The sequence below is a fragment of the Acidobacteriota bacterium genome (genome assembly GCA_021161905.1).
Taxonomy (GTDB): Bacteria; Acidobacteriota; B3-B38; order Guanabaribacteriales; family JAGGZT01; genus JAGGZT01.
On record JAGGZT010000050.1, the window covers coordinates 1 to 20,695 of the forward strand.

Here is a 20,695-nt window from a genome sequence, read left to right on the forward strand (position 1 = left end):
ACCGCCCCTAAGGTGTTCACCCCGTAGAGCACCCCCACCCGAAAACCAAGATGGGACCCTCGCCTAACAAGATGACGGGAAAGGAGAGGAAGGGTACCTCCCATCAGGATGGTCGGAGGAAGAAGGATGAGAGCACAAAGAAGAAATCGGGAAAGACCAAAGATAACCCCACTTCCGTTGAATAGACGATAGAACGGTATGTAAAGCGAGGCCGCTCCCTTGAAGAGGAAGGGTGAGAAAAGGGCAAAAAGCCCAATCAGCCCTTCGAGAAGGGCATATAGCCTGAGAGGATTTCTCACTTTATCAGCGATCCGCCCGAAGAGGAAACTCCCCAAAGCAAGCCCTCCCATAAACACGGAAAGAAGGGTGCTCGTGGCATAAACGGTGTTCCCGAAGACGAGAACCAGGTATTTAAGCCAAACCATCTGGTATAAAAGGGCGGTAAAACCGGAAAGAAAGAATAGCCCTAACACAGCCGAAAGCGATTCCCCTCTTCTTACCATCTTTCTCCCTTAGATTATCTTTCAGAACTTACTCTATACGCCTTAAAAAGGAAAAAACTATCGCTCTTTTTTAAAGAGCGTCTTTGGTTGCGCCAGAAGTTCCCTGAGGTAGGGGGAACTATCCCTCAAGCTTTCGTATTTCCTGGCTATCTCCTCCGCTTTTTTCATCTCCTTTTTCCCTTCTTCCACCCTTCCCAATAAGAGGTAGAGCTTGCCCAAATCATAATGGCCAGCGATATAGTTTGGCTCAAGCGATATCGCTTTCTTAAGCGTATCTTCCGCAAGGGAGTATTTCCTCAAATCTATATAGAGATAAGCCAGACCCCGGAGGAGAAAGACATCATAAGGACGAAGCGATAACGCCCGTTTATATTCAGCTTCAAGTAGCCGGTATGCCTCCTCAGTGGTGAACCCCTTCTCAAGTAGGGCGAGATAGCAGTTTATCCTTCCGATAATAAAGCGCGGATCAGCAGGAGAGAGCCTTTCCGCCTGGTTGTAGGAAAGAAGGGCGTAGTAAAATGCCTCAATACTACCCCGTTTTCTGAAGTAACTGAGGTAGAGGTCGGCAAGAGCAGCACGATAATGGGGTTGGATGGGGATGATTCTTACCGCTTGCCTCAACAACGCGCTTCCGGAAACGATCTCCCCTTTCTCAACCTTAAGGAGCCCCTCCCGATAATATCGTTCGCCGACGAAGGGGAGTAGCGAACCCAAGACAAAGAGAGGTAGATAGAAGATCACTCCATATAAGAGGAGTATCTTCCCGTTAGAGAGGCGAAGGTTAAGGTTTCTTCCCCCTTTTGTCTGGGAGGCGAGGATAGCGATGAGGATGAAGGTTAAGTAAAGGACGCCTCGCGAGCGGAAGATGCTCGAAAAGAACGCCTGGAATAACACTGCAGAAAGGGAGAGAATAGGAGCAAAGGTGTAAGGAGGGGTATCGTTCTTTCTCACGAATCCCTTGACCTCGCGGAAAAGGAGGAATAAAGCGACTATGAGAAGCGCTCCTCCTATTGCCCCTGTTTCTACAGTAAATTCGAGAAAGCTGTTATGTGCCTGGCGTGGTATCTTGGCGTACCTCCCTATCGCCTCGGCTACAGGGAAGTTGTAAGGCTCGGCAGCGATCTTGAAATTGCCCAGACCGACCCCAAGTAAAGGATGATCGAAGAACATCCTTAAAGACATCCGCCAGATATCGATTCGGGTGAAGGCGTAGATATCGTATCGTTTAATTAGGTGATCTCTCAAGGGATTGGGGATTAGGACCACCGCCAATAGGATGAGGAAAAGGGCGATGAGAGTGCGTTTTTTCCCCTTAAGAAATGCGATAAGGGCAAGGATGAAGAGGAAGCTAAGGAATCCTCCTCGCGATTTGGTAAGTAGAAGAATGAAGAAAAGAAATCCTCCGATACCCCCGAGGAGGACATTGGTTCTCTTCCCCTTCTTTCCTGAAAATAAAAGGGCGATAACTACCCCCAGAGATATGTTAATGAGTGATGCTAAGTGGTTGGGGTTGATGAAGCTTCCTGATGCCCTATCGAGGTTAAGTACGAAATACTGTCTTAAGGCGATTACCCCTTCGATGAGAGAGACGATCAGGATTAGGAGGAAGATAATGGATATTGAGCCCTTCTCCCCGGAGAGGAATCTTCTCACTGCCAGGTAGAGGATAAAGCCGAAGAGGAGATCGAGAGAGGAGAGAAGGGTGGCGTAAGGATAAGAAGAGTAGAAATAACCCGAGAAGCAAAAAGCGATGAGGACTAAGAAGAGAGTTTCAAATAAGTGAAATTCCGCTTCCCCTTTTTTCCGGAACATAACGAGAGAAAAGAGAGAAAGGGCGATGATCATAGATTGCACGATGAGGATGGTATTGTTTTCACTCGTCCCACCGCCAAAGGGTAGAGTGAAGATAAGAGAGGAGAGGATGATAAAGGGGAATAGGTGATTTGTTGATCTTAGTATCCTAACCATTTCCCTCCTCAAGGCTGTTTCTTTATCTCCTCTTCCAATCTCTTTTTTACCTCATCCCGCCACTCACGATAAACCTTCTTGGTGGGATATAGCCTTCGTGCTTCTTCTGCCTGATAATAGGCATTGATCAGTTCTCCCCTAATGTAGTAGAGCTTGCTCAGTTGGTAGTGGAGGTAGGGGATAAAATAGTTCAGCTCTATCCCTTTCTTATAGAGGGAGATTGCCTGCTCGATGTCGGACATACTTGGTTTTTTCCCGCCTTCCGCCAGGATGATCTCCGCCTCAAGCAAGGGGTGGTTACTGTTTTCTGGATCGAGGCGGGAGGCGAATCGTATCTGAGAAAGAGCTTTTTCGTATTCTCCGTTCTCGAAACTCCTTTTCGCCTCTGAGGCGACGATTTCTCCCAAGAAGGGGATGAAGAAAAGGATTATGAGGAGGAATGCAGAGGCTAACAACGCAGTTATTATTATCCCCTTCTTTCTCGGGGAAAGCCTCGGAAGGGGGATGTTTTTCTTCGAAGGGAGACCGCTTTCCCCAATAAATAGGGAGAAGATCAGCGCTCCTAAAAGTCCCAGGCTGGGGAAGTAGTAGTTGATGTCGATCAGGTTATGGAGAAACAGGATGAAACAGGAAGTGGCGAGGGCGATGGGGAAGCCAGTTTCAAAGGAGGTTAGGTTTTTCCTCTTTCTTTTGCGGAGTCTGATTATCGCCCTTAAAAAGAGTAGCACGATAAAGAGGGTGGGGAGGAGACCTCCAATTGGGCCCATTTCCGCTCCCCACTGGATCAGGGTGTTGTGGGCGAATTGGGTCTCGCCCCATTCTTTTCTCTTATATTGCGGATAGACAGTGCCGTAATTGCCTAAGCCCACCCCTACTATTGGATGGTCGGCGATTATTCTTCCTCCTATTGCCCAGTTGTCGAGACGGAGGGCGATGGGGTTCTCTGGAGTGGATATTTTCCAGATAGGCGCTCCCCTCTTCTTGCTTATCGGTATGAGAAGGAGGGTCAACAAAAGGGCTATGCCGATGGCGATCAGGATGTTTTTCCCCTTTTTTACTAAGAAAAGCAAAGCCAAGGTGGTTCCTCCAACCAGGACGAAAGGACCGCCGAAGGAGCCGGCGAGCACCATCACTAAGATAAGCCCAGCGAGGAGGCTGGATGAGAGAAGTAAATGTTTTCTGTCTCTCAGGCTTATCGCGAAATAGAGGAGGGAAAATGGAGAAACGATGGCAAGGAAACCGGATAGGGTGGTAGGGAGAGCAAAGGTGGCGAATACCCTTTTCTGAGAAAGCCTTTTTAATATCTCCTCCTTGACCTCTGGTGGGAGTTTCATCTTTTCCAATATCTCGGGTATAAGGGGAAGGCTAACTGTGTATTGATAGAGGGCGTAGGTCACCACGATGCCAGTAGCAATGAGTATGGCGAACAGGAAAATCTCCTTTTGTCTCTTATTGGACTTCAAATTGGTGATGAGGAAGAAGATGAGGAAGTAGGTGAGGCTGAGGAAAAGATAATCCCTCGTTTTGGCGAAATAAACGCTTTCTTTTGAAGAAACGGCAATAAATAGGAAGGTGAGGAGAAGTATAAAAGAATGAGGAAGGAAAAGACATTCCCTTTTTTCGCTTATTATCCTCACGCCCTTTATGACGGTGATGATGATGATGATGAGAGTAGCGATTATGAGGTTGGTTTTATAGATCTCTCCAGGCAGAATCAGGTTTAAGAGAATGACAGCGAGGATGAGATAAAAGATGAATTTATCCTCCATTTTCCTTCCTAATGATAGCAATAAAAGGGCAAAAAAAAACAGCCCCTTTACGCTCTTAAAGGGGCTGTTTTGGCTTCAAGATCAGGTCTGGACGCCCTGCGGATATACGGTGAACTGCCCATCGAAGAAGATGATGTCATCGTCGAAGCTGGTGGTGGTGTGGGGAGTAGCAGTCCAGGTTGGGGTGCTGCCATCACGACCACCAGAACCCAGGGAGTAATCCTGCTGGGAAGAGGTAGCGACATAGTGAAGAGCATTGCCCCAGCCGTCGAGGGTGGGGACCCTTCTCATATAGGTCGGCTGGAGATAGAGCAGATTGGCATCACCTGTCTGGGGATACTTGTTGTAGTCGATCTGATAGGTCTCAAGCGCAGTTCCTATCGATCTCATATCAGCCATCGTTCTCTTCTGTTTCGACCTCTGAATAGCACTCAGAAGGGACGGAACTGCAATTACCGCGATGATCCCGATAATCGCCACCACGATCAAGAGCTCAATCAGGGTAAAACCTTTTGAATTCTTTCTCGCTAATTTGATTAACACCTTCTCTCACCTCCCTTTTTAAGGGTTAAAACCTTCCACCCTTTATTCTTAAGCAAGCTTTATGCCATTATTAAAAACCACCTCATTTATAAGATACATCTTAAATTTAATGAAAACAAGAGCTTTTTGGAAGATCCCTCCTCCCCTTAATGAGAAAGAGGCTAAAAGTGACGAAATTTGTCACTTATCAGTTGACGAAATCTGTCAACAACGCCTATCTTTTTCCTCTCCCTACCCTTTACAAGGAGGGTTATTACAATTCCCAATGCAATGAAGGAGATAATCGCCCCATAAAGGAAGTTGAGAGGACGATAGCGAAGAAAAACCTTGTGTTTTCCCGGAGGGAGGAGAACGCCCTGAAAGAGGTAGTTTACCCTTATTAGTTTTGACTCCTTTCCATCCACCAATACCTCCCAGCCGGGGTAGTAGGTTTCGTTCACCACGAGCAGCCTTTTTCCCGGAGCGTTGGTTTTTATAATTATTCTTCCCGGTTGATAGCTTACGAGAATCGCTTCCCCTCCTTTTTCTTCTCTAAGTAAGTCCATCTTCTCCTCAGCTGGAACTACCGCCGCTTCACCCTTTGCCACCTCGGGTGAGAGGAGCAGGGAAAGTTCCTCTTCTTTTGATCTCGCTTTAATCAGTTTTTCCACTAAATAACAGCGGGGGAGAACGGAGTTATTGATATATATCTTGAGACTTATGTTCGCTCGGGGATAGTATTCGGATAGAAGCTTAAGGGAGGGGGAGTTTAAATGTTTGAAAGTTAGCAGGTAGCGCACATTGGTGAGGGAGAGAAGCTTTACCCGGTCGCTTTCGGGGAGGGAGTCGAAGAAGTTGAGGAGGTCAATATATCTGCTGAGGTTCGATTTGTCTATCTTGGTGTCGAAGGCGTAGGCAAGGTGGTGAGTAACCCCGGTTGCCGGACGGAGGACATCCCGTTCCCATACGAAACCCCACTCGAGAGAAGGACTGGGTAGGGCAAGCCCTATATGGGGTGGTCTCTTATCCCGGAAGATGCGGAAGGGTTTTTTATTATTCTCCCGTTCTATTAGGGTGACCGCCCGGGGCTTATAGGTGAAGAATTCAGGGGCTATGGTGGGGTTTATCCCGCAGTTGGCGGAGAAGAGATCCACTATCACCAAGCCGGTAGCCAAGCCGAAGGTGAGGAGTGAAGGGAATTTCTTCTTCTCCGAGAGGTAGATGATCCCGAACCCAGCGCTGGCTATGATTATCGCTCGGGATAAGCCCCTCATCACTATTTTGAAAGCGAGTTTAGAAAAGAAAGGAGCGCTTCCCCTTGGAATGTAGATCCGGCTAATGAGGGTTTCGATTAGCCCAGGTTTTATCTTTCCGATGATATAAATTGTTCCCAAGCCGAAAATCACGATGGCAAGAATGAGGAGGCAGAGATTTAGTATTCTTTTTTCCGTTTCCCTCTTCCTGAAGAGAAGCACCTCAAGCCCTATCCCAGAGAGAAGGGCAAGGGAGAGGATGGTGAGGTAAAACGATTTTCCGGGGTAGCGGAGGCTCTTTAGAAGAGGAAGGTGGGGATAGATCTTTTCAGCATAAGGGATATATCTTCCCAAGGAGAGAAGGAAACCGAGGGCTCCCAGCCCAGTGAAGAATAATGCCTTTCTCCTTCCTCGGAGGATGGCGATGATGGCTAAGGCGAGAGGGAAAGCACCGATATAGATACCCAAGATTAGGGGATAACCCCGATCGAAGAAAACCCTACCCCAGAATTCGGTGAAGTAGCGGTTGGTAGGACTTCCGAAGAAATTTGGTACCAGGAGTTCGATCAATCTCTTTGGGTTGAAGGAGAAACGGAACAGTTCCGAGTTTGGCAACCTAGCCCAGCGCATTGAATGGCGAAAGAGCTTCAAGGCAGGAAGAAGGAGGATAGACGAAAGGAGGAAGGATATTACCCCTCCAGCGAGGAGATAGGCGATATTTCCTCCTCGCTTGGCAAGGGGGGTCCTCTCCTCCTTTATGGGAAATAAAGCGTAAAAGCCGAGGAGGATGAAGATGAGAAGAAGGGCTACATACTCTCCTCCAAGCGTCGCTAAAGCGAGGACCAAGGAGAGGAGAATGAGCTCTCTACGCTTTCTCCCTTCAATCAAACGGATAAAGAGAAAGAGAGCAAGCGGAGCCCAGGTGATGGTAAAGAGGGTATTTATGATGTTGCCCAGGGAGAGGATGAATCCACTGAAGGTGTAAACCGAGGCGGCGAAGAAAGCCCCCTCGCTCTTCAAACCGATCTCCTTGGCGAGGAGGAAGAGAAAGAGACCTCCAGCGAAGAAGTGAAGGATGATGAGCAGAGTGAGGGTATGGGGGGTAGGTAGGAGATAGAAAAGGATCATAGGGGGGTAAAGGAGGCTGTAGTTGGGATCAGCGAGGAGTGGTTCCCCAAATGCTTGGTAGGGATCCCATAAAGGAAGGTTCCCCTTCCTTATCATCTCCGCTGCTGCTTTTTCTATTGGGTAGTGGTTCTGGAATATATCGCGAAGGTAGAAAACCTCTCCTTGAAAGAGGGAATAAAAAAAGAACAAAGAAAGCAATATCAATCCCAAGGCTAAGAAGAATATCCGTTCCTCTTTTTCCCTCATCGTTGATTCAGGTTGTATTTCTTCACGAAATAGCGAAAAGAGCGGAAGCTCATCCCGAGGAGTTCCGCCGCCTTCTTCTGCACCCCACCGGTTTTTGCCAAGGCGAGGCTCATAAACTCCTTCCGTATCTCGGTGAGGTGTTTCTCAAGGTCTATCCCCCCTTCGGGGAGGACGATCCCTTCTTTAGGGAATTCTGTTTCCCTCCGTATCTGCTCTGGGAGACGCTCAGGAACGATGTATTCCCCGGTTTCCAAAGCTACTGCCCGTTCGATGGCGTTCTCGAGCTCCCGCACATTTCCGGGCCAATGGTAGCGGAGGAGTAACTCCTTTACTTCCGGGGTGAACCCTTTTATATTCTTCCCCGTCTCTTTATTGAATTTGGCGAGGAAATGGTCCGCCAGAAGAAGGATGTCTTCCTTTCTCTCCCGCAACAGGGGGAGTTTTATCTCGATGACATTTATCCTGTCGAAGAGATCATCACGAAAGGAACCAGAGGAGACCAGTTTTCGCAGGTCTTTATTGGTAGAGGCGATTACCCGTACATCTACCTTTATCTCCTTGGTACCTCCCACCCTCCTTATCGTCTTCTCCTGGAGCACCCGGAGGAGTTTAGCCTGCATCCGCAGAGGCATCTCGCTTATCTCATCGAGGAGGATGGTTCCCTTGTCGGCTACCTCAAACAGCCCCTTCTTATCGGAGAAGGCGGAGGTGAATGCCCCTTTCATATGCCCGAAGAGTTCCGATTCCAGAAGCTCCTCGGATAGGGCAGCGCAGTTTATAGACACGAAGGGGAATTCGCGACGGGGGGAGTTATAGTGGATTGCCTTTGCCACCAATTCTTTCCCGGTTCCTCTTGCCCCGGTTATGAGTACGGTGGAGTTGGTGGGGGCAACCTGTTCGATGAGCCGATAGAGCTCTATCATCTTTTTACTTTTCCCCATCAGGTTGCCGAAGCGATATTTCTCGATCAGCTCCCGGCGGAGGTATATGTTTTCTTCTTCGAGCCTTTTCTTTTCGAGCGCTTTCTCAATTATTAAGGTGAGCTCTTCGATGTCGAAGGGCTTGGTTATGTAATCGTAAGCACCAGCCTTCAGGGCTTGGACTGCGGTCTTGGTGGTGGCATAGGCGGTGATCATAATGACTATCGTCTCCGGAGAGTATTTCTTGATCTCTTTAAGGAGAGCGATCCCATCCATCTTTGGCATCTTGAGGTCACAGATGGCGAGATCGATCTCATTCTCCTCAAGGAAGGATAATGCCTCGAAGGCGCTTTTCGCCGTTTTGACCTCAAACCCCTGTTTTTTTAGCATCAGTGATAGAAAATGGCGGATGCTTTCCTCGTCATCCACCACCATAAGCTTAGCCTTGCTCATTTCATCTCATCCTGGAAAAGCCTTATTCTTTCCCTTTTCTCCCTCTTCATAATAGGGGGAAGCGATATCGTTACCTCTGTTCCTTCCCCTTTTCTACTTTGGACATCGATCCTCCCCCGGTGGTTCTGAACTATCCGATAGACGATCGCCATTCCTAACCCCGTTCCTTCCTCAAACGATCCCTTGAACGGCTGGAAAAGGTCCTTCCGCTCCTCTTCGCTCATTCCCACCCCCTCGTCTTTGAAGGAGAGAATGAGCCCCTCATCGCCCTTTTTCTTCATCTTTATGATGAGCCTCCCCCCATCAGGCATCGCTTTGAGGGCGTTTCTCGCCAGATTCCAGAATACCTGTTTCATCTGGTTGGGATCGCAGTAGTATGCCATCCTCTGGTTGTTATCGAATAGTATTTGATGTTTCTCGTTGAGCTCTCGCGAGTTTTTAAGGAGAGCGATCGTCTCTTCAAGAAGAGCGGTTAGGTCTACCTCCATCGGATGGAAGGGGAGGGGTTTTGCATAATCGAGGAAGTTTTTCAAGATTCGGTTGAGCCTTTCCGATTCCCTCAAGATGATCTCCATCAGCTCTCCTCCTCGAGAGGAGATGAGGTAATCCTTCATCAGTAGCTGAATGGAACCGCTCATTGCTGCCAATGGGTTCCTTATCTCGTGAGCGATACCGGTTGCCATCTCCCCTATTGCAGCAAGTTTTTCCTTTTGCTTCATCTCCTCTTCCAGCTTCTTGAGCTCTGAGAGATCCTGAAAGATGAAGATGTAACCATTAGGTTTGCCTCCCTTGGAGCGGAGAAAGGTAATACTTCCCCCTATGTATTTCTCCGTTCCATCCTTTGCCCGGTAGCTCCGCTCATAGCGATAGAATTTCTTCTTTTTGAGGAAGTGTGATATCGATGAGAGCTTCTTCTCATCTATATCGAGGACTGTGGAGATGTGTTTCCCTATTGCCTCCGCCGGGGCAAAGCCAGTGATCTCCTTCGCCGCTCTATTGAGGGAGAGGATCCTTCCGGAAAGGGTGGTGGTGATAAGCCCACTACTCATACATTCGATTATATTCTGGTTGAAGTTTTCCAGGTCCTTTAACTGCTCCGCCCTTATCTTGAGCTCGATGTTGCTCCTTCTAAGACTTTCGGTGAGGTAACTGCTTAAGAGAGCGATGGTATAGAAGCCGAATGCGTGGACGAATCCGTTTAAAAACAGGCTCTTTGTAGGGGGGATGATCGCCGAATAGGGAAGGGGAACCGCCTTTTGGTAGATGAGGTAGAGGAGGAGGCTATAGCAGATGGTGCTCGCGGTGGCAACTATCAACGCTCCACGGCGGAGAAGAATAATGGCAGCAGCGATGATGGAGATGAAGTAAAGGAGGGAGAAGAAGCTCTGCGAACTCCAGGTTACCTCAACGAGAAAGGTGATAAAGAGGAGGTCGACCATTATCTGAAAATAGGCAAACGCTTTCTTGTTCTTAATGAAATTGAACAGGGTGGCGTAGATGATGGTAAGGAGGTAAACCAGCCCCACCACATAGTAGAGCGGGTTATAGGGTTGTATTTCCTCCTGATGAAGGAGTTGAACCCCGATAGCGGTCCCAAGCAGGGTGGTTACGATGACCGCCCGGAACCCCATCATCAGAAGGAGTTGTCGAGTGAGGCTCTTTTCTCTTTTTCTCCTCACTGGAGCTTTCCAAGCAAGGTGAACATAGGCATATACATCGAGACGACGATGAAGCCGACGGTAACTCCGAGGAAGAGGATGATCAACGGCTCCATAAGGGAGAGCATACCGGAAATAGCGGTGTCCACCTCATCTTCGTAAAAGTCGGCTACCTTGTTGACCATTGCGTCCAGTTCACCAGTCTGCTCGCCCACCGAGATCATATGGGTTACCATCGGTGGGAAAAGCCCGGTCTCCCTTAAGGGGTCGGCGATCGTCTTTCCTTCCTCGATGTTCTTCCTCGCCAGGATGACCCCATCCTCTATCACCGCGTTTCCCGCAGTCTTAGCGGTAATCTCCATCGCATCGAGGATGGGAACACCACTGCTTACCAGGGTGCCGAGGGTTCGGCAGAAGCGGGCGATGGCTATCTTCCTCAGGATCTGCCCAATGACGGGCAACTTGAGCAGTGTCCCATCGACCCTCCTCCTCCCGCTGTAGGTATGGTAATAGGCACGGAAGGCGAGGGCTAAGGCGACCAAACCACCTATGATGAAGAGGATATAGTTCCCGAGGAAGGTGCTCAGGGCGATGGTGATCCTGGTGGGGAGAGGAAGCTCAGCCCCTAACCCAGCGAACAAAGCGGCAAAGGTAGGAATGACCTTCCATAGGAGGATGATGATCACCAGGATACTGATGGCGATAACCGCTATGGGGTACATCATCGCTGAGCGGATGGCGCCCTTTAATTTAACCGCTTTTTCAATGTAGGTGGATAACCGCTGAAGGATGGTATCGAGGATACCACCTGCTTCTCCTGCTGCCACCATATTGCAGTAGAGATTGTTAAACACCTTGGGATGGCTCCTCAGGGCATCTGCCAAGGAGGAACCTGCTTCGATATCGTCCCTCACCGTATAGAGTATCCTTTGGAAAGTCTTGTTTTCCTGCTGGCTCGCTAAGATCTCAAAGCATTGGTTTAGGGGAAGACCGGCATCTATCATAAACGACAGCTGTCGGGTCATAACAGCCAGTTCCTTCTGCTTCACCCCTCCAGTGAGACGAGGTAAGGCTACCTCCTTGCCTCGTTCGGTGACCCGGGTCACCATTATCTGTTGTCTCCGGAGGTTGGCGATGACCTGGGCTTTATTGGGCGCCACCATTACTCCCTCTTTTGTCTGTCCTGTTCTGGTGCGCCCTTTCCAGGCATAAGTGGGCATCTTTTCCCCTCCCTGGATGTTAGTTATCTAATAGGCCTACTTCTTGGAATGCGGGGGGGTTGGTTGCCAATTACCCCTACCCCACGGTTTATCATCTCCATAAGCTCATCGGGCTTCGAGGAATAGGCGAGGGCAGTCTCCAGGGTGATCTGCTTCCTAAAGTAGAGGGTAGCCAGCGACTGGTTGAAGGTCTGCATTCCGTGTTTCGCCTGCCCCGCCTGCATTGTAGCGTAGATCTGATGTATCTTATCCTCACGGATGAGGTTTCTTATCGCTGCATTGGGCACCAATACCTCACAGGCGAGCACCCTTCCCTTACCGCTTGCTTTGGGAAGGAGCGCCTGACAAATTATCCCCTCAAGGACGAACGAAAGCTGCGCCCTTACCTGGGGTTGCTGGTGGGCGGGGAATACATCGACGATCCGGTTTATCGTTTCCGCTGCCGAGTTGGTATGGAGGGTGGCGAAGGTGAGGTGTCCTGTTTCCGCGATGTTGAGCGCTGCCTCGATCGTCTCCAAGTCCCGCATCTCGCCTATAAGCACCACATCGGGGTCTTGGCGGAGTACGGAGCGAAGAGCATTGGCAAAGGAGTGGGTATCGGAATGTAGCTCCCGTTGGTTGACAATGCATTTCTTGTGGGAGTGGAGGTATTCAATCGGGTCCTCGATAGTTACGATGTGAAGGTGCTTCTCCGCATTTATTTTATCGATCATTGCCGCTAAGGTGGTCGATTTGCCCGATCCCGTAGGTCCGGTAACCAGAACAAGTCCCCGTGGTTTACGGCAGATCTCCTCCACCACCCGAGGGAGCCCTAAGGATTGAAAATCCATAATCTTCCACGGGATCACCCGGTAAGCAGCGGCGACAGCCCCTCGTTGGAAAAATACATTGCACCGGAAGCGAGCAAGGCCCTTCACCCCAAAGGAAAGGTCTATCTCCAGGTTTTCCTCCAATCGATGCTTCTGAGCATCGGTAAGGACACTGTAAGCGAGCGCCTTGGTCTGGGCAGGGGTGAGCGGTGGCATATTCAAGGGACGCAGTTTGCCATCGACCCTTATCTGGGGTGGAGAGTTGGTGGTGATATGAAGATCGGTCCCCCCCTCCTCTATCGTTATCTTGAGAAGCTCATGAAGGCTCAACGCCGTTTTCTGTGCCGAAATCTCCATAATCTCCTCCTAAAAGTGTTACTTTGCCGTTTCCCTTAACACCTCTTCGATGGTGGTGATCCCCTGTCTTACCTTGATGAGACCGCTTTCCCTCAGGGTGATCATCCCCTCTTCTCTTGCCTGATGCTTAAGCTCAAGGGTTGATGCCCCCTCGAGTATCATCTCCCTGATGGTGTCGCTCACCTCCATTACCTCGAAAACGCCGATCCGTCCTCTATAACCGGTATTATTGCAGTTGGGACAACCCGCTCCTTTATAAAGTCTTAGGTTTGGGATTTCATCAGGGGAAAAGCCAACATCGATCAGCGCTTCCGGAGGATAGGTGATTGGTTGCTTGCACTGGGGACATATTCTCCTGACCAATCTTTGGGCTACCACCAAAAGTAGGGAGGTGGAGACGAGGAACGGCTCGATCCCCATATTAAGAAGCCTGCTCACCGAGCTTGGGGCATCGTTGGTGTGAAGGGTGGAGAGGACTAAGTGCCCAGTGAGCGCTGCTTTGATCGCTATCTCTGCTGTTTCAAAGTCCCTTATCTCTCCCACCATTATGATGTTCGGGTCTTGCCTTAGGAAACTCCTCAAAGCGGTGGCGAAGTTCAGCCCGATCCGCTCATGCATCTGCACCTGGTTTATCCCATGGAGGTTAAACTCGACCGGATCCTCGGCGGTCATTATGTTAACCTCAGGGGTGTTAAGTCGGCTAAGGGCGGAATAAAGGGTGTTTGTCTTTCCCGATCCGGTAGGACCGGTAACCAGTACCATACCATAAGGTTTGCTTATCGCCTTTAGGAATTTCTCGAGCGAACTCGGCTCAAAACCGAGCTGGGTCATATCGAGCCTCAATTGATCCTTGTCCAGGAGCCGCATAACGATCTTTTCCCCAAATAGGGTGGGGAGGACCGATACCCGGATGTCGAGGTCCTTTGTGCCCGTCTTCGTCTTCATTCTTACCTTTATTCGTCCATCTTGGGGGAGTCTCTTTTCCGAAATATCGAGCTGGGAAAGTATCTTGATCCGCGAGGCAACCGCATCCTTGAGCTTTAACGGTGGGCTCATCACTTCGTACAGAACCCCGTCTATTCGGAAGCGAATCCGGTAGTCCTTTTCGTAAGGTTCTATGTGGATATCGCTTGCTCCCCGCTGGACCGCTTCAGAGAGGATGAGGTTGACCAATCGCACCACCGGAGCGTCCTCGGAGGACTTCTCCAGTTCCGCAATGTCTATTTCCTCTTCTTCGGCTTTTACCTCTATTTCTTCCGCAGTACCCTCCATATCCCCGAGTACCGTCTTCAGCTTTTCGTCCCAAGAAGCGCCGTAATACTTCTCTATCGCCTTCTTAATGCCCTCCTCAGTTGCCACTACTGGCTCCACATTGAGACCGGTCATAAACTTGATGTCATCGAGGGCGAAGACATTGGTGGGATCAACCATCGCTATGGTGAGGGTAGCGCCTACCCTTCGTATCGGCATTACCATATATTTTTGACAGACATCAACGGGAACAAGGTTGGTTATCTCAGGGTCTATCTCCAGCTTGGATAGATTGACCGAAGGAACACCATACTGCCGGCTCAGGATCTGGGTTATCTGCTCTTCGGTCACATAGCCCAATTTCATCAGATGTTGCCCTAACCTTCCTCCCTCCCTTCGCTGGATCTCAAGGGCTTCTTTTAACTGTTCCGGGGTTATGATCTTCGCCTGAACCAGCATCTCTCCCAACTTCGAAGGCATTGCTCCTCCTTCCCTATAAGGAATTCTATCGTTAACTTAGATGAACATATTTTACCCTCATTGACAAAAATTGTCAAGGAGATTAGCCTGGTTCCTCAAATCCGTTCCTTTTTGACAATTAAAGCCGTCTGGTTTAAAATCGTGAGCCTTGAACGGAGGGAGTGATGAGGGGTGAAATCGGTTGGGTCTGTTCCTATACCCCGGTGGAGATCATCTCCGCTTCCGGGTTTCGCCCGGTCCGGTTGGCAACTTCCCCTCCCCTTAGAACAGTCCAGGCTGATGCCTACTTAAGAAGCAACCTTTGTCCCCTCGTTCGGGGTATTTTCGAGCTTCTGAACTCCGAGGGAGCGCCCTCATTATCTGGCGTGGTGCTTACCACCTCCTGCGATGCGATAAGGAGGCTTGCCGATGCCCTCACGCTCAGTTCGAAGCTCGATTATCTCTATATTATAGAGGTCCCTCGTGCCTCAACTGAATCTGCCTCCTCCTACTTCCGCCATCAGCTTTCCCTATTTAGAGATTCCCTTAAGCAACGATTTGGAGTGAGGATAGATGATGAAATCATCTGGAAGGAGATAAGGGCATACAATCGGAGACGGGACACCTTGCGGTCCATCTTTCTTCGTTTGTTGGACGAGGGCAGGGGGATGGGAAGCTTCCTTTCTCTCCTCGACCGCTTTTTCGCCGGTGAGGAGGTCGAGCAGACGGAGGAGAAAGCGGTTATCGCCTCTTCTGCCAGGGATGTGGAGGCAGGACCGTCGCTTCTTCTTTCTGGAAGCAGGATCGATCAGCGGGAGCTCATCCTTCTTATTGAGGAGCTCGGAGGAAGGATATCCGCCTTGGACCTTTGCAATGGGGAGAGGGGGTTTGATTTCCGTATTCCCGAGGAGGGGGATGATCCACTCATCGCCCTCGCTTCCGGATATCTTTCTCGCCCTCCCTGCGCTCGGATGGGCGATATCACGAGGCGGATGAGATATCTCAAGGAGCTTTCGCTGAAGAGAAAGGTGGTGGGGGTCATCTACCACACGATAAAGTTCTGCGATACCCAGGCTTACGACCTTCCCCTTATTTCCTCCGAGCTTGCTCTTCCCCTCCTCCATCTCGAGACCGATTGTAGCGGTAGTTTTTGGGGGCAGCTGAGAACGAGGATCCAGGCATTTATCGAACTCCTTTCGGGTTGAGGAGATGAAGATGGAGGAAGCTTTAAAGAGAGCTGGAGCAAAGACGATCTTCACCCTATACGAGATCCATCAGTGGTTGAAGATGAAGCGAGAGCCCTCCGCCTACAATGCCCTCATCCACCGCCTCATCTCCCATACGAGGAGGAGCTATAAAGGTAAAGTCCTCCTTACCGGATATCCCTTTCCTATGGAGCTCGCCCATAGCTTTGGCCTCCTCCCGATGATTGGGGAGATAGTCTCGGCGATGATAGCTTCAGCCCACCTCGAGGGATACGCCTTGAGGCTGGCGGAGAGGGAGGGGTACCTCCGGGACGGTTGTAGTTTCCATCGGGCTACCTTGGGGGCAGCACTTTCCCACTTTCTTCCAGTGCCAGCGGTGGTGGTTGCTCCTTCGATGATCTGCGATGGGGTGGGAAAGTTCTCCGAGGCGTTGGCTAAGCGGATGAGGCTACCTTACTATTTTCTCGATGTCCCTCATTCCTTATCTTCAGAGGCGGTGCATTATGTGGCGGGTGAGCTGAGGGAGATAACCACTCTTTTTGAAGAGGTTACCAAGACCAGGCTGTCAAAGGAGAAACTTCGCCGGGCGATCCTCATCTCCAATGAAACGAGGAGGCTTATGCTGAAGGTGGCGGAGCTTCGGAAGAGAAAACCCTCTCCGATGTATGGTAGATGGGCGTTCAATTTCGCCTTTATCTCCTTCCTCCTGATGGGAACGGAGGAACTCCTCGAATTATATCGAAGGCTTCTCTCCGAGTTAGAGGGGAAGCTTGCGAAAGGGGATCCTACCGAGGAGAGATATCGCATCCTCTTTCTCCTTGCTCCCCCTTATCATACGATGGAGCCTTTTCATATCCTCGAAAACCGAGGAGCCCACACCGTTTTTGAGGAGCTCTCCTATGTCTATTGGGATGAGCTTGATCCGGATAAGCCCTTCATCTCCCTTGCTCGGAAGGTCCTTAAGAACCAGTTTTTGGGCTCGGCGGAGAGGCGGGCGGATGTGGTCAGTGAGCTTGCCTCCGAATACGATGTTGATGGTGCCATCCACTTCTCCCATTTTGGCTGTCGCCAGGGAGGGGGTGGGGTGAGGATACTTAAGGAAGCGCTCGCAAGCTTAGGGGTTCCCCTTCTCGATCTCGATGGGGATTGTGTCGATCCTTCTGGGTATTCCTCCGGGCAGGTGCGGACGAGGATTGAAGGCTTCCTCGAGATGCTATAGGATATTAGGGGGGATGGTGATGCGTTATTTCGCGGGAATAGATTCAGGAGCCCTCTCCACCGAGGCAGTGGTGATCGATGAGAAGGGAAGGATGATTGGGGAAGCGGTGCTTCTGACCGGTGCCGATCCCCTTTCTGCAGTTAAGCGGGCGTATGATACCGCCTTGGGGAAGGCGGAGCTTGCAGAAAAGGACATCTCCTTCGTGGTGGCTACCGGCTACGGCAGAGGGCGGATCCCCTTTGCCTCTCTGGAGATAACCGAGATTAGCTGTCATGCTAAGGGGATGAGCTACCTCTTCCCCAAGGTGAGGACGATAATAGACATCGGGGGGCAAGACACCAAGGCGATAAGGGTGAACGAGGAGGGTAAGGTCGTCGATTTTGCGATGAACGATAAATGTGCTGCGGGAACTGGGCGTTTCCTCGAGGTTATGGCGAATGCCCTCGAGGTCTCGCTTGAGGAGATGGGTGAACTTGCCCTGAAGGCGAAGAGGGAGGTCAAGGTAAGCTCTATGTGTACCGTATTTGCCGAATCCGAGGTGGTATCCCTCATCGCCGAAGGACACCCTAAGGAGGAGATACTGCTTGGGGTCGCCTCCGCCATCGCCGATAGGACGATGGGGCTTATCGCCAAGATCGGTCTTACCCCTGATCTTGCGATGAGCGGTGGAGTGGCTAAGAACCGGGCGGTGGTTAGGGCGCTCGCGAAAAAGCTGAAGCATAAAGTTCATATCCCAAAGGAGCCTCAGCTCGTTGGCGCCCTTGGGGCAGCCCTCTTTGCCCGGGAGAAAGGAGGCTAAAGGTGAAGATATTGGTTACCGGAGGAGCCGGGTTCATTGGCTCTCACCTCGTGGATCACCTCATCGACCTGGGGCACGAGGTGGTGGTGGTAGATGATCTTTCCTTCGGTAGAAGGGAGAACATAAATCCAAAGGCTAAATTCTACCAGATCGACATACGGTCCCCGGAGTTGGGAGAGATCCTTAAAAAGGAACATCCTGACATCGTTAATCATCACGCTGCTCAGGTGAACCTACGCCGCTCGATGGAGGAGCCCCTTTTCGACGCCGAGGTAAATGCGGTTGGCTCCTTGAACCTCATCCATCAATCGGCTGAGGCTGGGGTCTCGAAGCTGATCTACAGTTCTACCGGTGGGGCACTCTATGGCGAACCAAAGGTCATCCCTGCCACCGAGGATCATCCGATCGCCCCCCTCTCCTTGTACGGGGTTCATAAGTATATTGTAGAACATTACTTAAGGCTTTACTCCACCTCTCATAACCTCCGCTATACCGTGCTCCGCTACGGCAATGTTTATGGTCCACGGCAAAATCCAAAGGGAGAAGCAGGGGTGGTGGCGATCTTCTCCCTTAAGATGCTTCGCGGGGAACGCCCGGTTATCTTCGGCGATGGGTCGAAGACACGGGATTATGTTTACATAGAGGATGTGGTTCGGGCGAATATCCTCGCCCTTGAGGGAGGGGATAACGAGGTCTTCAATGTCGGTACCGGGCTTGAGGTTACCGACCAGGAGATATTCGATAAGGTGCGGGAGAAGGTTGGTTGCGATATAGAGCCGATATATGGGGAGAAACGGCCCGGTGAGATAGACCACATCGCCCTTGCCTATACCAAGATAAAGAAAACCTTGGGCTGGGAGCCCAAGGTCTCACTCGATGAGGGAGTATCCCGCGCCGTCTCTTACTACCGGGAGAACATAGACCTATTCTGACTTCCCCCTGGCTAATATCTGGGCTAAGTCCTCCTCGATGGAGATCTCCGGGGTCTCGACTATCCTTCCTATCTCCTTTCCCTGCTGGAAGAGGATGAAGGTTGGAACCCGTTCTATCCCCCTTTTTTTCGCTAAGCCCTCTGGATCGTGCTTTTTTCTGTCTACGCCGATGTAGATCACCTTGAAGTTCGGGTTATTTGCTTTCTCCATCACCTTGATGAACCGGGGTACCTCTCGCTGGCTGTCCGAGCACCAGCTTCCGTAGAAGACCTCGATCACCGTTGGCTTGTCGTACGATTTTAGGAACTCGATCGCCCTTGGTGCCGGGGAGTAGAGGTTTGCCTTGGCGCGGAAGGAGCTATCGACCGCGAGTACTCGATTTAGATCTGCCCTTCCGATGAGCATCGGCTCCTTCTTCGCGCGGGCACAATTGACCGATAAGAAAAGGCTGAGTATTGCTGCCATCAATAGAAACTTTTTCATTTTATCACCTCATTTCTTTGGTTTATTGTTAGTAGTATATCCCAAAATTTGGAAGGATGGTATAGAATTGGAAATATCGAGGGGTTAAGGGTTATACTGGAGGGCAAGTGATGGAATGTAAATTAAAGAGTAGGATAATACTGGCTGTCTTCCTTTCCCTTCTTTTATTTACCGTTTTTTCTGCCAAAGCCGATGAGAGAAAGAAGCGGTTCGAGGTTCTATTTTCCGCCGGTGCTTCCTATGCCACTTCCCGGCTGGGCTTCTCGCCAGGTGTTGGTTTTTCTTACTATATCACGAACAATATGGCTCTTTCCTTCGACTTCGGGGTAGCCTACCGAATCCCTGAACTCGACTTCCGCCAGTACTGGATACCAAAATTAGAAGCGGCTATAACCCATATAACGGCAACGGTAGATAGTCAGTATCGTTTGCTTTCTTCGCTTAGCGTCGAGTACGATTTTGCCTTCCTTTCCCGGGTGGAACCCTTTATCACTACCGGTATCGGCTGGTGCTGGGATCGGGTGGACATTGAACTGTTTCACTTATATTTCTCAGATCCTCAATTGGTTGCGCCCGAAGCTTATTTGGAAAACATCAAATATCGCGATAGCGGTTCTTATCTTTTCCTCATCGGCGGTGGGATCAGATATCCGGTGAGGGATAACGAGGTGTTGAAGATTATGGTTCGGACTCTTCATCCTGGTGGTGAATTTGCCACTTATCAGATAACAATCGGCTGGGGTTTTAAATTTTAATAACGAGAGGTCGAAATGAGAATATTAAACAGCCTACTAAATAAGAAGTTGGTTTTTCCTCTTATGTTTTTCCTTGCTTCTTCAGTGGTTACTTTTGGCGGCGATAAGGAGAAGAAGAACGAGCTCACCGGTTATGTAGGCACCTACATTTTCCTAAGTGAACCTAAGACCCACAGTTTCCTCTCTTTTAAAATTGAATACGAGAGAAAACTCTCAAATCGTGTTTCCTTGGCGGTATCAATGGGGTATGTCCCTTTGAAGTGGTCTGAATTATCGGACTCCGCCTCTTACGACTTTTACAAGAGATTTGGTGATTCCTTTGATTACAATCAAGTTTCGAAGCCGGGGACTGAACTGATTTTCGATTTCGGTGCCTATATCTACTTCCCCCTGCCGAATAAACATATCGACCTCTTTCTCTACTTTGGCAACAGTTACTATTGGATGCGCGAGAGTCATATTGCACTTGATAATGAGGATCTTCATACCGAGCGCATCACAAATTCGGATTCCTTTTACTCCTTTTTAGATTTGGGCTTTGGATTTAGATACAGATGTAATGAACGCTATTCCATGAGAACCGAATGGAGGTGGAAAAACCTTCGTTATCTTTTTGCGGGAGAGGAGATAACCTGGGACTTCCTCCTTGGCTTAAGCTACCAATTTTAGAATGTTAAGGTTATTCGGTTTCTTCAAGAAGGAGGCAAACCCTGCTTCCTCCACTTATCTTTAGCAATAAGTGCCTTTTTTTATTTTATCACCCCAGTTTTTGCCAGCCTATGCCAA

At 49.9% G+C, this 20,695-nt stretch carries 17 protein-coding genes; 6 read left to right on the top strand and 11 right to left on the bottom strand.

The window, feature by feature from the left end; all coding sequences use genetic code 11:
- From J7L64_06585 to pilB, 10 genes are all read right to left on the bottom strand, one after another.
- The coding region (locus J7L64_06585; protein ID MCD6452008.1) for a spermidine synthase at window positions 1-503 on the bottom strand (503 nt) is incomplete at its 3' end.
- A 57-nt stretch (window positions 504-560) separates the two neighbouring features.
- Entirely contained in the window at window positions 561-2,471 is a 1,911-nt protein-coding gene (locus tag J7L64_06590; GenBank protein ID MCD6452009.1) for an O-antigen ligase family protein, read from the bottom strand.
- Window positions 2,472-2,479: 8 nt separating this feature from the next.
- On the bottom strand, window positions 2,480-4,240 hold the full coding sequence (locus J7L64_06595) for an O-antigen ligase family protein (GenBank protein MCD6452010.1): 1,761 nt from the start codon (window positions 4,238-4,240) through the stop codon (window positions 2,480-2,482).
- A gap of 81 nt (window positions 4,241-4,321) precedes the next feature.
- A complete protein-coding gene (locus J7L64_06600; protein ID MCD6452011.1) occupies window positions 4,322-4,777 on the bottom strand; it encodes a type II secretion system protein GspG in 456 nt (151 codons plus the stop codon).
- Window positions 4,778-4,944: 167 nt separating this feature from the next.
- Entirely contained in the window at window positions 4,945-7,389 is a 2,445-nt protein-coding gene (locus J7L64_06605; GenBank protein MCD6452012.1) for a YfhO family protein, read from the bottom strand.
- The gene (locus J7L64_06610; protein MCD6452013.1) at window positions 7,386-8,762 is read right to left on the bottom strand and encodes a sigma-54-dependent Fis family transcriptional regulator; all 1,377 of its coding nucleotides are present in this window, start codon (window positions 8,760-8,762) and stop codon (window positions 7,386-7,388) included. Before J7L64_06610 ends, J7L64_06605 begins: the two co-directional genes overlap by 4 nt.
- Window positions 8,759-10,441, bottom strand: coding sequence for a PAS domain S-box protein (locus tag J7L64_06615; GenBank protein ID MCD6452014.1), 1,683 nt, complete (start codon window positions 10,439-10,441; stop codon window positions 8,759-8,761). Before J7L64_06615 ends, J7L64_06610 begins: the two co-directional genes overlap by 4 nt.
- The gene (locus J7L64_06620; protein MCD6452015.1) at window positions 10,438-11,640 is read right to left on the bottom strand and encodes a type II secretion system F family protein; all 1,203 of its coding nucleotides are present in this window, start codon (window positions 11,638-11,640) and stop codon (window positions 10,438-10,440) included. The genes J7L64_06615 and J7L64_06620 overlap by 4 nt, the downstream gene beginning before the upstream one ends.
- A 23-nt stretch (window positions 11,641-11,663) precedes the next feature.
- Entirely contained in the window at window positions 11,664-12,806 is a 1,143-nt protein-coding gene (locus J7L64_06625; protein MCD6452016.1) for a type IV pilus twitching motility protein PilT, read from the bottom strand.
- Between the two features lie 18 nt (window positions 12,807-12,824).
- Window positions 12,825-14,537: a type IV-A pilus assembly ATPase PilB gene (gene pilB, locus J7L64_06630; protein ID MCD6452017.1), complete on the bottom strand. Its 1,713-nt coding sequence runs from the start codon at window positions 14,535-14,537 to the stop codon at window positions 12,825-12,827.
- Between the two features lie 164 nt (window positions 14,538-14,701).
- On the opposite strand from pilB, the gene J7L64_06635 reads away from it, so the two are divergent.
- From J7L64_06635 to J7L64_06650, 4 genes are read left to right on the top strand one after another with little or no spacing between them, the layout of a single operon-like run.
- A complete protein-coding gene (locus J7L64_06635; GenBank protein MCD6452018.1) occupies window positions 14,702-15,721 on the top strand; it encodes a 2-hydroxyacyl-CoA dehydratase in 1,020 nt (339 codons plus the stop codon).
- Between the two features lie 10 nt (window positions 15,722-15,731).
- Window positions 15,732-16,940: a 2-hydroxyacyl-CoA dehydratase gene (locus J7L64_06640; protein ID MCD6452019.1), complete on the top strand. Its 1,209-nt coding sequence runs from the start codon at window positions 15,732-15,734 to the stop codon at window positions 16,938-16,940.
- Between the two features lie 19 nt (window positions 16,941-16,959).
- Window positions 16,960-17,739, top strand: a complete 780-nt coding sequence (locus tag J7L64_06645; protein MCD6452020.1) for a 2-hydroxyglutaryl-CoA dehydratase — start codon at window positions 16,960-16,962, stop codon at window positions 17,737-17,739.
- 2 nt (window positions 17,740-17,741) lie between these two features.
- Entirely contained in the window at window positions 17,742-18,671 is a 930-nt protein-coding gene (locus J7L64_06650; GenBank protein ID MCD6452021.1) for an NAD-dependent epimerase/dehydratase family protein, read from the top strand.
- On the opposite strand, the gene J7L64_06655 is transcribed toward J7L64_06650, so the two are convergent.
- Window positions 18,663-19,154: a thioredoxin family protein gene (locus J7L64_06655; GenBank protein MCD6452022.1), complete on the bottom strand. Its 492-nt coding sequence runs from the start codon at window positions 19,152-19,154 to the stop codon at window positions 18,663-18,665. The two genes, J7L64_06650 and J7L64_06655, sit on opposite strands and share 9 nt — an antisense overlap.
- A 110-nt stretch (window positions 19,155-19,264) precedes the next feature.
- Here J7L64_06655 and J7L64_06660 point away from each other — a divergent pair, with 110 nt between their 5' ends.
- On the top strand, window positions 19,265-19,909 hold the full coding sequence (locus J7L64_06660) for a hypothetical protein (GenBank protein MCD6452023.1): 645 nt from the start codon (window positions 19,265-19,267) through the stop codon (window positions 19,907-19,909).
- A 15-nt stretch (window positions 19,910-19,924) separates the two neighbouring features.
- Complete coding sequence (locus J7L64_06665) at window positions 19,925-20,578, top strand: hypothetical protein (GenBank protein ID MCD6452024.1); 654 nt, start codon at window positions 19,925-19,927, stop codon at window positions 20,576-20,578.
- Window positions 20,579-20,695: the final 117 nt, after the last annotated feature.

What these genes read in the sequence shown, in the direction of transcription:
- J7L64_06590 (MCD6452009.1), bottom strand. Translation starts at nt 2,471, where the DNA reads ATGGTTAGGATACTAAGATCAACAAATCACCTATTCCCCTTTATCATC.
- J7L64_06595 (MCD6452010.1), bottom strand. Translation starts at nt 4,240, where the DNA reads ATGGAGGATAAATTCATCTTTTATCTCATCCTCGCTGTCATTCTCTTA.
- J7L64_06605 (MCD6452012.1), bottom strand. Translation starts at nt 7,389, where the DNA reads ATGAGGGAAAAAGAGGAACGGATATTCTTCTTAGCCTTGGGATTGATA.
- J7L64_06610 (MCD6452013.1), bottom strand. Translation starts at nt 8,762, where the DNA reads ATGAGCAAGGCTAAGCTTATGGTGGTGGATGACGAGGAAAGCATCCGC.
- J7L64_06620 (MCD6452015.1), bottom strand. Translation starts at nt 11,640, where the DNA reads ATGCCCACTTATGCCTGGAAAGGGCGCACCAGAACAGGACAGACAAAA.
- J7L64_06625 (MCD6452016.1), bottom strand. Translation starts at nt 12,806, where the DNA reads ATGGAGATTTCGGCACAGAAAACGGCGTTGAGCCTTCATGAGCTTCTC.
- pilB (MCD6452017.1), bottom strand. Translation starts at nt 14,537, where the DNA reads ATGCCTTCGAAGTTGGGAGAGATGCTGGTTCAGGCGAAGATCATAACC.
- J7L64_06635 (MCD6452018.1), top strand. Translation starts at nt 14,702, where the DNA reads ATGAGGGGTGAAATCGGTTGGGTCTGTTCCTATACCCCGGTGGAGATC.
- J7L64_06640 (MCD6452019.1), top strand. Translation starts at nt 15,732, where the DNA reads ATGGAGGAAGCTTTAAAGAGAGCTGGAGCAAAGACGATCTTCACCCTA.
- J7L64_06645 (MCD6452020.1), top strand. Translation starts at nt 16,960, where the DNA reads ATGCGTTATTTCGCGGGAATAGATTCAGGAGCCCTCTCCACCGAGGCA.
- J7L64_06655 (MCD6452022.1), bottom strand. Translation starts at nt 19,154, where the DNA reads ATGAAAAAGTTTCTATTGATGGCAGCAATACTCAGCCTTTTCTTATCG.
- J7L64_06660 (MCD6452023.1), top strand. Translation starts at nt 19,265, where the DNA reads ATGGAATGTAAATTAAAGAGTAGGATAATACTGGCTGTCTTCCTTTCC.
- J7L64_06665 (MCD6452024.1), top strand. Translation starts at nt 19,925, where the DNA reads ATGAGAATATTAAACAGCCTACTAAATAAGAAGTTGGTTTTTCCTCTT.